The organism is Prescottella sp. GW823-FHT02E09 (assembly GCF_058797375.1).
Window position 1 is genome coordinate 484,833 of the sequence record NZ_JBXAJP010000002.1, and the last position, 11,659, is coordinate 496,491.

The window sequence follows — 11,659 nt, forward strand, 5'->3', positions numbered from 1 at the left end:
CCCGACAGACCTCTCCGCCGGAATTCCACTCTGGCGTGACGCCGCACGACACCGTCACGAAAGGGCGTACGTGGCAGCCACCGATACGCGTCAGACCGCCGATTCCACAGCCGAATCAGCGACCCCTGCTTCCACTGCCGAGGCCACTACCGGTAGCGCGCCCGCCGCCAAGAAGGCTCCCGCGAAGAAGGCCGCCGCCAAGAAGGCGCCTGCCAAGAAGGCCGCCGCCAAGAAGGCGCCCGCGAAGAAGGCCGCCGCGAAGAAGACGGCCGCGAAGAAGACCACCAAGAAGGCGACCACCAAGGCCGCCAAGGGCGGCGACGACATCGGCGAGGACGAGGACATCGACATCGCCGATCTCGACGTCGCCGACGGCGAACTCGTCGAGGAAGAGGTCGAGGACGTCGTCGTCGAGGAAGACGACGAGGAGACCGCCGAGCCCACCGAGAAGGACAAGGCGTCCGGCGATTTCGTGTGGGACGAGGAGGAGTCCGAGGCACTCCGCCAGGCCCGCAAGGATGCCGAGCTCACCGCGTCCGCCGACTCGGTGCGCGCATACCTCAAGCAGATCGGCAAGGTCGCGCTCCTCAACGCCGAGGAGGAGGTCGAGCTCGCCAAGCGCATCGAGGCCGGCCTGTTCGCGACCTTCAAGATGGCCGAGATGGCCGAGAAGGGCGAGAAGCCCTCCCCCGCCGATCGCCGCAACATGAACTGGATCACCCGCGACGGCAACCGCGCCAAGAACCACCTGCTCGAGGCCAACCTGCGTCTCGTGGTGTCGCTGGCCAAGCGATACACCGGACGCGGCATGGCGTTCCTGGACCTCATCCAGGAAGGCAACCTGGGCCTGATCCGCGCGGTCGAGAAGTTCGACTACACCAAGGGCTACAAGTTCTCGACGTACGCCACGTGGTGGATCCGTCAGGCCATCACCCGCGCGATGGCCGACCAGGCCCGCACCATCCGTATCCCGGTGCACATGGTCGAGGTCATCAACAAGCTCGGCCGCATCCAGCGTGAGCTGCTCCAGGACCTGGGCCGCGAGCCCACCCCGGAGGAACTCGCGAAGGAAATGGACATCACGCCGGAGAAGGTGCTGGAGATCCAGCAGTACGCGCGTGAGCCCATCTCGCTCGACCAGACGATCGGCGACGAGGGCGACAGCCAGCTCGGCGACTTCATCGAGGACTCCGAGGCCGTCGTGGCCGTCGACGCGGTCAGCTTCACGCTGCTGCAGGACCAGTTGCAGTCGGTCCTCGAGACGCTCTCCGAGCGCGAGGCCGGCGTGGTGCGTCTGCGCTTCGGTCTCACCGACGGTCAGCCGCGGACTTTAGACGAAATCGGCCAGGTCTACGGCGTGACCCGCGAGCGGATCCGCCAGATCGAATCGAAGACGATGTCCAAGCTGCGCCACCCGTCGCGTTCGCAGGTGCTGCGCGACTACCTGGACTAGATGCACTGAACCACGAAGGTCTCCCGTCGTGAAGTGGAGCTGTCGAATCAGCCACTCACCGACGGGAGACCTTCGTCGTTTGCGCCGATGGGGTCAGGGTCAGGCGTGTGTGCGGTCCCGCACCAACCGCGGGCTGTACACGCGGTAGGCGAGAACCGCACCGAGCATCACGGTGGAGACGACGAACGCGGCGATCGGCATCGCGGCGACACTCTCGCGGGGGAAGACGAACGGGAGGAGCGGGAACGCGTATGCCGCCGGCAGACGCATCCCGAGCACGCGCAGCAGCGCATAGATCAAGACCAGGTCGAGCGCGACCACCAGCACCCACGCGTCGATCGCGAGGAACAGAAGCACGCCGACCGTCGCGGAGATCGTCAGAACCGCAACGTGACGGACGTACATCCGCGCGCGGTACATCGGAGCGTTCAACGCCTCGAACACCACTACGGCGATCGGCGGAACGACGGCGAAGTGCTCGGCCCCGGAGGCCGTCGCGACGGCGATTCCCATGAGTGTTATCGCGCCGTACACCGCGACGCGTTCGAGCGACAGGTCGGCAGCACGGTCGACACCCTCGTTCAGTCGCAGCAACCACACCCCGAGGGCGAGGACAAGCGTGGTCACCACGATCGACGCGATGAACGTCCACTCGGTCGCGTTCGTCACGACGGGGAGGAATCCCGTCGCAAGGGCCGGTGCGAGGGCATAGCGCACGACCGCGAACACCGCGAGCATTGCCAAGAGCACGGCGACGAGCTTCACCGCGTACGGAAGCGCGAGGGCGTTCACGCCGAACCCGATCACCGCCGTCACTGTCGGCGCCACGAACACCATCTCGGGCCGCCGCACCCAGCCCGGCATCCGGTAGACCCACAGTCCGACGGCCATGGCCGCAATCTCCGGTAGCACGATCTCGCGGTCGTCGACCAGGTCGGCGATGCCCACCATCAGCAGTACAAATGCGAACGCCGCCGCATAGGCGACGACGTTCGAGGGGCTGGTCCGAGCTGTCACAGTCACACTCCGTCACGCAGTGAGAGATACCCCCTGAGGGTATCAGTGGGGCACGGGAGCGGTCGGAACCAACCCCGGTCAGGCCCTGAGGAAGGGGTCCTTCGGGGCCCCTTCTTCGTTCGGTCGAGGGCGCTGCCACAGCCGGGCCAACGGTTCTGCCACCCGCGCGCCGACCGGACCCAGCACGGCCATCAGTAGTACGTAGGCGGTGGCCAGTGCCGCGAGTTCGCCCTCCACCGCGCCGGCGGACACGGCGAGCCCGGCGATGACGATCGAGAACTCTCCACGCGCGATCAGCGCGGCTCCCGCGCGGGCGCGGCCCATCACGCCGATCCCTTGCCGTCCGGCGGCCCACCATCCGGTGAGGACCTTGGTCGCGGTCGTCACGACGGCGAGGCCGATCGCGGGCAGCAGCACCGGCGGGATGGTCGTCGGATCCGTGTTCAGGCCGAACACGACGAAGAACATCGCGGCGAACAGGTCCCGCAGCGGTTCGAGGAGTCGGGTCGCGTTGCGGGCCGTGGAACCGGAGATCGCGATTCCGAGCAGGAACGCGCCGACGGCCGCCGAGACCTGCAACGACGAAGCGAACCCGGCGACGAGGAGCGCGGCGCCCAGCAACTTGAGCAGGAACACCTCGCGGTCCGTGCTGTCGACGACGGCCGAGACGACGTTCCCGTACCGCAGCGCGATCAGCAGCACGGCGGTGATGACCAGGAACGAGACGCCGACCGCCTGCAGCCCACCGAGGAAGCTGACACCGGCCAGGACGGCCGTCAGGATCGGCAGGTACACGGCCATCGCGAGATCCTCGAACACCAGGATCGACAGCACGATCGGCGTCTCACGGTTACCGAGTCGCCCCAGGTCGCCGAGCACCTTGGCGATGATGCCGGACGACGATATGTAGGTCACGCCCCCGAGCACGAGCGAACCGACCAGACCCCAGCCCAGCATCAACGCCATGACCGCGCCGGGCACCGCGTTGAGGGCCAGGTCGACGACGCCGGCCATCCAGGAGCGGCGCAGACCGGTCACCAACTCGGCGGCGGTGTACTCCAGACCGAGCAGCAACAGCAGCAGGACGACGCCGATCTCGCTCGCGAGGTGGCTGAACTCGCCGATGTCGCCGAGTTGGATGAATCCACCCTGACCGAAGCACAGGCCGCCGATCAGGTAGAGCGGGATCGGTGACAGGCCGATGCGTCCGGCGAGTCGACCGAGCACACCGAGAGCGAAGAAGACGGCGCCGAGTTCGACGAGTGCCAGGGAGGTTCCGGTCATCGTGTGTGCGTCGCCGCGTCGGGATCAGCCGTGCGCGAGGATCTTGGCCGCGTGGTCGAGGCCTTCCTGCGTCCCGACCGCCACGAGCAGGTCGCCTTCCGTGAAGGTGAAGTCGGGGTTGGGCGACGGTGCCACCTGCCCGGCGCGCATGACGGCGACGACCGACACCCCGGTGCGGGTCCGCATCGAGGTCTCGCCGAGCGTGCGACCGTCCCACGGCGAGTTCTCGGTGATCGGCATCTGGCGGGTGCTGATTCCGGGCAGGTCCCGGTGCTCCTCACGGAGTTGGGCAACGAGTTGCGGCGCCCCGAGCAGATTCGCCAGCACCGATGCCTCCTCGGACTCGAGCGGAATCGAGGCCATGCACGCATCCGGGTCGTCGAGCTTGGAGACGATCAGCTCGGTTCGGCCGTCCCGGTGGGTGACCACACCGATGCGTCGGCCCGTCGCGAGCGCGAAGTCCTTACGAACTCCGATACCGGGCAGCGGGGTCACTTCCACGTTCATGGCTCAACGGTAGCGCCAACCTGTCGGACTACGGCCGACCGATCGGAGGAAACGTTCCGGCGTCGTCCGGGAGATAGTCGGTCACCTCCACGACCGCGGCAACGGGGAGGGGTCCGTAGAGGTGCGGGAACCGCATCGAGGCGGGGTCGGACTGCATGCCCGGCTCCCAGCGCACCTCGGCACCGAGCCGGTCGGGGTCGAGGCTCAGCAGCACCAGGTCCCGGCGGCCGGCGAAGAGCCGGTTCGCCGGCAGGTGCACCTGCGCCGGCGCCGACAGGTGCACGAAGCCGTCGTCCGCGAAGCCGCGCGGCACGCGCTCGCCGACGCGCTGCGCTGCGGCCCATTCGTCCCTGCTGCACAGGTGCAGCAGCCGTCCGCCCGCGATGTGGCCCGCCTGTTCCGGTGTCGACATGTGTCGTCCTTTCTGCCGCCGAGACCCCGAACGATAGGACAGCGCTCAGCTGTCAGCGAACACCCGAATCGTCCTGAATCGCATAGTGCGAGTTCAGGACGGGTGGTGTTAGGGAGGACACACCGACGAAGTATCGGGAACAACCCGATCAAGTCGAACGTCTGACAGAGTGGACCTACCGCGTCACCCCCGACGCGGCGGAAGACCCCAGGCAGTGGGTACCACCCCACAGCCAGTTCGGAGGAGTCATGCCCGGAACACTGACCAGCCCCCCGTTGACCGCTGCCGACCGGTGCGACCGGTGCAGCGCAGGAGCCCGCGTGCGCGCCGTGCTCGCGAGTGGTGGAGAGCTTCTCTTCTGCCAGCACCACGCCAACGAGCATGCAGATCGTCTTCGTGAGATGAACGCCACCATCGTGAGCGATTCGGAAACATCCGCGGCGACCGTCTAGCGCGTCAGCCCTCCGGGCGGACGCTCGTCCGTCCCCAGTTCCCGAAGCGGGTGACCACCATCGGTGGTCACCCGCTTCGGCGTTCCGGAACGACCTACCCGTCGACTACCACTGCCGGAGCGTCGCGATCCGGTCGGTGAGCTGGTCGACGGTCGCGATCGCCGTCGGCGGGCCGCCGCACACGCGACGCAGTTCACCGTGGATGACACCGTGCGGCTTGCCCGTCCGGTGGTGGTGCATCGCCACCAGTGAGTTGAGTTCACGGCGCAGGTTCGCCAACTGACCCGCGGACGCCACCCGCTCCGCCACCTGAGGTGCCGGGACCGGTGGTGCGGCCGACGCGGCAGCGGCGGGCTTGTCGAGCTGGTTCTGTTGGCGCTGCCGCAGCAGCGCCCGCATCTGCTCGGCATCGAGCAGTCCGGGCAGGCCGAGGTAATCGGCCTCCTCGTCGGACCCGGAGAACGTCGCGGTGCCGAACGAGGAGCCGTCGTAGATCACCTGGTCCAGTTCGGCGTCGGCGCCCAGCGAGACGAACGCCTTCTCCTCCTCACCCGGCTCGTCCTTCTGCTTGTTCGCGTCGGCGAGCAGATCGTCGTCGAGACCGTCCTTCTCGCGGTGCGGCTTGCCGAGGATGTGGTCGCGCTGCGCCTCGAGCTGACTCGCGAGGTCCAGAAGCACCGGCACGGACGGCAGGAACACACTGGCCGTCTCGCCCTTGGTCCGCGACCGCACGAACCGGCCGATGGCCTGCGCGAAGAACAGCGGTGTGGACGCGCTCGTGGCGTAGACGCCGACCGCCAACCGCGGCACGTCGACACCCTCGGACACCATGCGCACCGCAACCATCCACGCCTGCGTGCTCTTGGCGAACTCCGCGATCCGGTTCGACGCCGTCGGATCGTCCGACAGCACCAGCGCCGGCGCCTCACCGGTGATCGTCTCCAGGGTCTTCGCGTAGGCCCGGGCCACCGTCTGGTCCGTCGCGATGATCAGGCCACCCGCATCGGGCATGCCACCGCCGCGCAGCTGCCCCAGACGGGTGTTGGCGGCCGTCAGGACCGCCGGGATCCAGTCTCCGGCCGGGTCGAGCGCCGTGCGCCACGCGCGGGCGGTCTGCTCGGCGCTGAGCGGCTCACCGAGCCGGGCCGCGAACTCCTCGCCGGCGCTGTTGCGCCAGCGGGCCTCCCCCGAGTAGGCGAGGAACACCACCGGACGGACCACGCCGTCGGCCAGCGCGTCGGAGTAGCCGTACGAGTGATCCGCCTTCGAGCGCATCAGGCCCTCGTTGTCGGGCTCGTACGTCACGAAGGGGATCGCGCTGTCGTCGCTGCGGAACGGGGTACCGGTCAGCGCCAGACGGCGTGTCGCGTCGCCGTACGCCTCCCGGATCGCGTCACCCCAGCTCTTCGCATCGCCACCGTGGTGGATCTCGTCCAGGATCACCAGCGTCCGGCGCGCCTCGGTCCGGACACGATGCTTGAACGGGTGCGACGCGACCTGCGCATACGTGACGACGACACCGTGGTAGTCCGACGACGTCTGCCCCGTCGAGTTCGAGAAGTGTGAATCCAACGCGATGCCGTTGCGGGCCGCGGACTCCGCCCACTGATGCTTGAGGTGCTCGGTGGGCGCCACGACGGTGATCTGGTCGACGGTGCGGTCACGTAGCAGTTCCGCCGCCACGCGCAGCGCGAACGTCGTCTTGCCGGCGCCCGGCGTCGCCACTGCCAGGAAGTCGCGGGGTTTGGTAGCCAGGTACTTGGTCAGGGCACGCCGCTGCCACGCTCGGAGGGAGCCGGTGGGAGCTGGTGCAGTTTCGACACTTCCGGGTTCAGCGCTCACATCGCACCTCGCCACTGGCTTCGCACAGTTGTTCCCACTCCTTGCTTCGCTGACGGGGGCACTCGGCCGCTGCCCGACCACAGTCTCGGCCGCGCCCTCGGGCGACGACCCCCGAGGAGCCTAGCGCCCGGGACCGACCGATTCCGCATCAGCCGCGCGGTCGCGGCGGTGATCCTGAACAGACCCGGCGGATCGGTGGGGTGGCAGAATCGACGGCGACACGGCGGCGCCCCACCGGGCATCCCGGCGCAATGTCAGGAATCCTGGAAGCATCATGAGTGAGACGCCGCCCGCCACGAAACGCCGACCACTCCGTCGGTGTGCTCAGGTGGTGGGGCGGACGGCATCCAAGGCCTGGAACGATTCGATCTTCGGCAAGTCGGCCACCGCGGCGTTCTGGCAGACCCTGTCGCTGCCACCGCTGCTGCTGGGACTGCTGGGCAGTCTCGGCTACGTCGGCGGGTGGTTCGGCCCCAACACGGTGGAGATCATCCAGTCCAAGATCATCACTTTCAGTCACACCGTGTTCAGCGAGAATGTCGTCGACCAGATCATCCAGCCGACCGTCGGAGACGTCCTCGGACGAGGCCGCCCGGAGATCATCTCGGTGGGCTTTCTGCTGTCGCTGTGGGCCGGGTCGTCGGCGATCTCGACCTTCGTCGACTCGATCGTGGAGGCGCACGGGCAGCAGGACGCCCGGCACCCGGTGTGGCAGCGCGTGTTCGCGTTGCTGCTCTACGTCGGGTTCCTCGTCCTCGCGGTCTTCACCCTGCCGCTGGTCGCACTGGGCCCGACGATGATCGGCCGCGCGCTCCCGGAGTCCTGGCACACGGTCGGGACGGAGATGGTGGACGCGTTCTACTACCCCGCGGTCGGCCTGCTCCTGCTCGTCGGCCTGACGACCCTCTACAAGGTGGCGCTGCCGCGGTCGCTCCCGTGGCATCGATTGCTCGGGGGCGCACTCCTCGCCGGTATCTTCTTCATGGCCGCCAGCACGATTCTGCGCTGGTACCTGAGTGCGGTGGCCGGTACCGGGTACACCTACGGCGCGCTCGCGACGCCGATCGCCTTCCTGCTCTTCACGTTCTTCCTCGGATTCGCCGTCGTGCTCGGCGCCGAATTCAACGCGACGATCCAGGAGTTCTGGCCGGCGCGCGCCACCCGCATGGAACAGGTCCGCGACTGGATCGCCGCGCAGGCCGCGATCGAGGCGTCGGAGGACGCCGGCCCGGTGACGAATCTGACGCGACGGCTCGCGACCGGACCGATCCGGTTCACGTCGGATCGCTCACAGTCCGCGGCGGAAGCGGAGGCGTGCGGATCGGTGGACGCCCCGGAGCCCGACGTGTCCACCGACGACGCGCCCGCTCAGTCGCCCTTGCGCAATCCGTCGTAGATCTTCTTGCACTCGGGGCACACCGGCGAACCCGGCTTCGCGGACTTGGTGACCGGAAACACCTCGCCGCACAACGCGACGACGTGGGTACCCATCACGGCGCTCTCGGCGATCTTGTTCTTCTTCACGTAGTGGAAGAATTTCGGGGTGTCGTCGTCGGTCGTCTCGTCGGTGGTGGTGTCGGGACGTTCCTTCGTCAAAGTGCTCACACCCCAATAATGCCGTAACCGCATGTGCAATTGCTTCGCGAGAGTGGAACAGTGGAACCCATGGCAAGAACATCGGGGTTCGGCGAGTCGGCCGAGAGCGGCACACCCCGCAACCCGGCTCTGATCACCGAAGCTGCGCAGTCCATCGAGGATCAGCATCGGGCGCGCGTCCGGAAGTACCTGATGATCATGGCGTTCCGGTTCCCGGCGCTGATCCTCGCGGCCATCGCGTACGGCATGTTCCAGAACGGCTGGCTCTCGGTCGCCATCATCGCCGCCTCCATCCCGCTGCCCTGGATCGCGGTTCTCATCGCGAACGACAGGCCGCCGCGATCGAAGGACGAGCCGAGCAGGTACGACCACCGGGACGCGTCGCACGCGATCGAATCCAGGACGCACCGCACGATCGAGGGCTGAGCGGACTCATCCGTCCAGGGCGTGACCGTGCGTAGCTGGCTGCGACAATGCAGGCGTGACCCGTGACCTCCTGCTCTCCATCTGCGGCCCCCTCCGCGAGGCGCTGACCCGCTGCGCGTACGACACCGACTCGATTCTCGATCTACTCGGCGCCGAGGCACACGCGGCGCTCGACCGGCACGAGCCGGTACCGGTCCGCCGCGCCACCGCGAACGGCGGCGACCTCGGACAGCTCGTGCGCCTGTTCCTGCTCGGCGACGACTGTGCCGCGGCCGACGTCGCGCCGGCGCTCGCACCACTCGGACTGGATGATGCGGTCGCGGCCGGCCTGCTCGCACGCACCGGCGATTGCGTGCGCGCCGAACTCGATCTCCGCCCGCTCGACCTGGGTACGGGGAACCGGTGGGTGCTGTCGGATCTCGACGGGTCGATGCGCGTCCGGCCGACGGCCGACGACCACGTCATCGGCGTCGGGCACGCGTCGCTGTCGCTGCTGCAGGGGACCCCCACCCGCCCGGTCGGCACGGTGCTCGACGTGGGTACCGGGTGCGGCATCCAAGCTCTGCGCGCCGCGGACTATGCCGGGTCGGTCACCGCCACCGACATCAATCCGCGGGCAGTGGATCTGACCGCGGCCACCGCGGCACTCAACGGCCTCGACTTCGAGCTCTTCGAGGGCTCGTGGTTCGAGCCGGTCGACGGCCGGACGTTCGATCAGGTGGTCGCGAATCCGCCGTTCGTGGTGAGCGAGGCCCGCGTCGTCAACAGCTACCGCGATTCGGGCCTGAACCTGGACGAGGCGAGCGAGCTGATGATCTCCCGGGCGGCGGAGTACCTGAACCCCGGTGGGACGGCGGCGCTGCTGGCGTCGTGGCTGCACGTCGAGGGTGAGGACTGGCGGCACCGGATCGCGTCGTGGCTGCCGGCGCACGGAGTCGACGCCTGGATCGTCCAGCGCGACGTCGCCGACCCCGCCCTGTATGTCGGGACGTGGCTGCGTGACGGCGGCGGGGACCTCCGGGACCCGGCCGTGCAGGAGCGCGCCGAGGGATGGCTCGACCACCTGGAGCAGGCAGACGTCGAGGGCGTGGGCTTCGGCTTCGTCTACCTGCGGCGCACGGACGAGCCGTCGGACATCCTGTGCGAGGACCTGCGCCACGGCTTCACCGACCCGCTCGGCGACGAGGCCCTCGCCTACTTCGAGCGTCTCGCGTGGCTGCGTGACCACGACGTCCTGTCCGCGCGGTTCACGGTCCGGCCCGACACCGCGCTCGAGCGGGTGTTCCTCCCCGGTGAGGACGGCTGGGCTCAGGTGGTGGCGCGCGTGCATCGCGGCAACGGTCCGCAGTGGCAGCACGAGGTCGACGATCTGGCCGCGGCTCTGCTCGCGGGAATGCGGGGCGACGGGCTCGCGTTGGAAGAACTCATCACGCTGCTCGCCTTCGCGCACGGCGAGGACGAGGAGTCGCTGACGGCCACGGCAGTACCGCTGGTCCATTCGCTGGTGCGTCACGGGCTGATCGAGCCCGCCTGACGCGCGTTCCCCGGTGCGCACCTTCTCAGGAACTTCTCAGGGGAGGCGCCCGAAACGCGCAGGTCACGGGCCACTGAGGTGAATTCGTTCGGGAACTTTCCCGGGCCGTCGGAGCGTTGAGCCATATGAGACACCCCGACGAGGAGGCACGTCATGACAAGCCCCAGCACCACTCGACCCCGCACCGCCGATTCCGATCTGGACAGCCAGAGCCCGGCCGCGGATCTCGTTCGCGTCTACCTGAACGGGATCGGCCGGACAGCACTGCTGACAGCTGCTGACGAGGTCGACCTGGCGCGGCGGATCGAAGCTGGGCTCTATGCCAAGCACGTGCTGGAGACCAAGAAGCGCCTCACGGCCGTCAAGAAGCGCGACCTCGCCACGATCATTCGTGACGGCGAGGCCGCCCGGCGCCATCTCCTCGAGGCGAACCTGCGTCTCGTGGTGTCGCTGGCGAAGCGGTACACCGGACGCGGCATGCCGTTACTGGACCTCATCCAGGAGGGCAACCTCGGCCTGATCCGTGCGATGGAGAAGTTCGACTACGCCAAGGGCTTCAAGTTCTCGACATACGCGACGTGGTGGATCCGTCAGGCCATCACCCGCGGCATGGCCGATCAGAGCCGCACCATCCGACTGCCCGTCCACCTCGTCGAGCAGGTGAACAAGCTGGCCCGGATCAAGCGGGAACTGCACCAGCAGCTGGGCCGCGAGGCCACCGACGAGGAGCTGTCGCAGGAGTCGGGCATCCCCGAGCACAAGATCGCAGACCTGCTCGATCACAGCCGCGACCCGGTGAGCCTCGACATGCCGGTCGGCAACGACGAGGAGGCGCCGCTGGGCGACTTCATCGAGGACTCCGAGGCGACGTCCGCGGAGAACGCCGTCATCGCCGGTCTGCTGCACAGCGACGTCCGCAGCGTCCTGGCGACGCTCGACGAACGCGAGCAGCAGGTGATCCGCCTGCGCTACGGCCTCGACGACGGCCAGCCCCGCACGCTCGACCAGATCGGCAAGCTGTTCGGCCTCTCGCGCGAGCGGGTGCGGCAGATCGAGCGCGAGGTGATGGGCAAGCTCCGCCAGGGTGAGCGCGCCGATCGACTGCGCTCCTACGCCAGCTGACCCGAGCCTCGTCC

At 68.3% G+C, this 11,659-nt stretch carries 12 protein-coding genes; 6 read left to right on the forward strand and 6 right to left on the reverse strand.

Annotated elements, in window-relative coordinates; translation table 11 throughout:
* Window positions 1–70: 70 nt before the first annotated feature.
* A complete protein-coding gene (locus tag AC1RIF_RS06400) occupies window positions 71–1,453 on the forward strand; it encodes an RNA polymerase sigma factor (RefSeq protein ID WP_492600524.1) in 1,383 nt (460 codons plus the stop codon).
* A gap of 99 nt (window positions 1,454–1,552) precedes the next feature.
* On the opposite strand, the gene AC1RIF_RS06405 is transcribed toward AC1RIF_RS06400, so the two are convergent.
* The 4 genes from AC1RIF_RS06405 to AC1RIF_RS06420 form a co-directional block, all read right to left on the reverse strand.
* Window positions 1,553–2,470, reverse strand: a complete 918-nt coding sequence (locus AC1RIF_RS06405) for a hypothetical protein (protein WP_492600525.1) — start codon at window positions 2,468–2,470, stop codon at window positions 1,553–1,555.
* A gap of 78 nt (window positions 2,471–2,548) precedes the next feature.
* On the reverse strand, window positions 2,549–3,754 hold the full coding sequence (locus tag AC1RIF_RS06410) for a cation:proton antiporter (RefSeq protein WP_492600526.1): 1,206 nt from the start codon (window positions 3,752–3,754) through the stop codon (window positions 2,549–2,551).
* A 24-nt stretch (window positions 3,755–3,778) separates the two neighbouring features.
* Window positions 3,779–4,261: a cation:proton antiporter regulatory subunit gene (locus tag AC1RIF_RS06415; protein WP_492600527.1), complete on the reverse strand. Its 483-nt coding sequence runs from the start codon at window positions 4,259–4,261 to the stop codon at window positions 3,779–3,781.
* 28 nt (window positions 4,262–4,289) lie between these two features.
* Entirely contained in the window at window positions 4,290–4,673 is a 384-nt protein-coding gene (locus AC1RIF_RS06420) for a DUF952 domain-containing protein (RefSeq protein ID WP_492600528.1), read from the reverse strand.
* A 248-nt stretch (window positions 4,674–4,921) separates the two neighbouring features.
* On the opposite strand from AC1RIF_RS06420, the gene AC1RIF_RS06425 reads away from it, so the two are divergent.
* Window positions 4,922–5,125: a DUF7455 domain-containing protein gene (locus AC1RIF_RS06425; protein WP_492600529.1), complete on the forward strand. Its 204-nt coding sequence runs from the start codon at window positions 4,922–4,924 to the stop codon at window positions 5,123–5,125.
* 105 nt (window positions 5,126–5,230) lie between these two features.
* Here AC1RIF_RS06425 and AC1RIF_RS06430 read toward each other — a convergent pair whose 3' ends face one another.
* On the reverse strand, window positions 5,231–6,967 hold the full coding sequence (locus AC1RIF_RS06430; protein WP_492600530.1) for a DEAD/DEAH box helicase: 1,737 nt from the start codon (window positions 6,965–6,967) through the stop codon (window positions 5,231–5,233).
* A gap of 274 nt (window positions 6,968–7,241) precedes the next feature.
* On the opposite strand from AC1RIF_RS06430, the gene AC1RIF_RS06435 reads away from it, so the two are divergent.
* Entirely contained in the window at window positions 7,242–8,363 is a 1,122-nt protein-coding gene (locus tag AC1RIF_RS06435; protein WP_492600531.1) for a YihY/virulence factor BrkB family protein, read from the forward strand.
* Here AC1RIF_RS06435 and AC1RIF_RS06440 read toward each other — a convergent pair.
* The gene (locus AC1RIF_RS06440; RefSeq protein ID WP_005513641.1) at window positions 8,336–8,572 is read right to left on the reverse strand and encodes a DUF3039 domain-containing protein; all 237 of its coding nucleotides are present in this window, start codon (window positions 8,570–8,572) and stop codon (window positions 8,336–8,338) included. The genes AC1RIF_RS06435 and AC1RIF_RS06440 overlap by 28 nt on opposite strands.
* 60 nt (window positions 8,573–8,632) lie before the next feature.
* Here AC1RIF_RS06440 and AC1RIF_RS06445 point away from each other — a divergent pair, with 60 nt between their 5' ends.
* The 3 genes from AC1RIF_RS06445 to AC1RIF_RS06455 all read left to right on the forward strand — a co-directional run bounded on the left by AC1RIF_RS06445 (window position 8,633) and on the right by AC1RIF_RS06455 (window position 11,645).
* Window positions 8,633–8,989 (forward strand): DUF3099 domain-containing protein, encoded by a 357-nt coding sequence (locus tag AC1RIF_RS06445; protein WP_492600532.1) that lies wholly within the window; start codon window positions 8,633–8,635, stop codon window positions 8,987–8,989.
* Window positions 8,990–9,044: 55 nt separating this feature from the next.
* Window positions 9,045–10,523, forward strand: a complete 1,479-nt coding sequence (locus AC1RIF_RS06450) for a DUF7782 domain-containing protein (RefSeq protein WP_492600533.1) — start codon at window positions 9,045–9,047, stop codon at window positions 10,521–10,523.
* 153 nt (window positions 10,524–10,676) lie between these two features.
* Window positions 10,677–11,645, forward strand: coding sequence for a sigma-70 family RNA polymerase sigma factor (locus AC1RIF_RS06455; protein ID WP_492600534.1), 969 nt, complete (start codon window positions 10,677–10,679; stop codon window positions 11,643–11,645).
* Window positions 11,646–11,659 lie beyond the last annotated feature (14 nt).

Coding starts and splice junctions, on each gene's coding strand:
- AC1RIF_RS06410 (WP_492600526.1), bottom strand. CDS start 3,754: ATGACCGGAACCTCCCTGGCACTCGTCGAACTCGGCGCCGTCTTCTTC.
- AC1RIF_RS06415 (WP_492600527.1), bottom strand. CDS start 4,261: ATGAACGTGGAAGTGACCCCGCTGCCCGGTATCGGAGTTCGTAAGGAC.
- AC1RIF_RS06420 (WP_492600528.1), bottom strand. CDS start 4,673: ATGTCGACACCGGAACAGGCGGGCCACATCGCGGGCGGACGGCTGCTG.
- AC1RIF_RS06425 (WP_492600529.1), top strand. CDS start 4,922: ATGCCCGGAACACTGACCAGCCCCCCGTTGACCGCTGCCGACCGGTGC.
- AC1RIF_RS06435 (WP_492600531.1), top strand. CDS start 7,242: ATGAGTGAGACGCCGCCCGCCACGAAACGCCGACCACTCCGTCGGTGT.
- AC1RIF_RS06445 (WP_492600532.1), top strand. CDS start 8,633: ATGGCAAGAACATCGGGGTTCGGCGAGTCGGCCGAGAGCGGCACACCC.
- AC1RIF_RS06455 (WP_492600534.1), top strand. CDS start 10,677: ATGACAAGCCCCAGCACCACTCGACCCCGCACCGCCGATTCCGATCTG.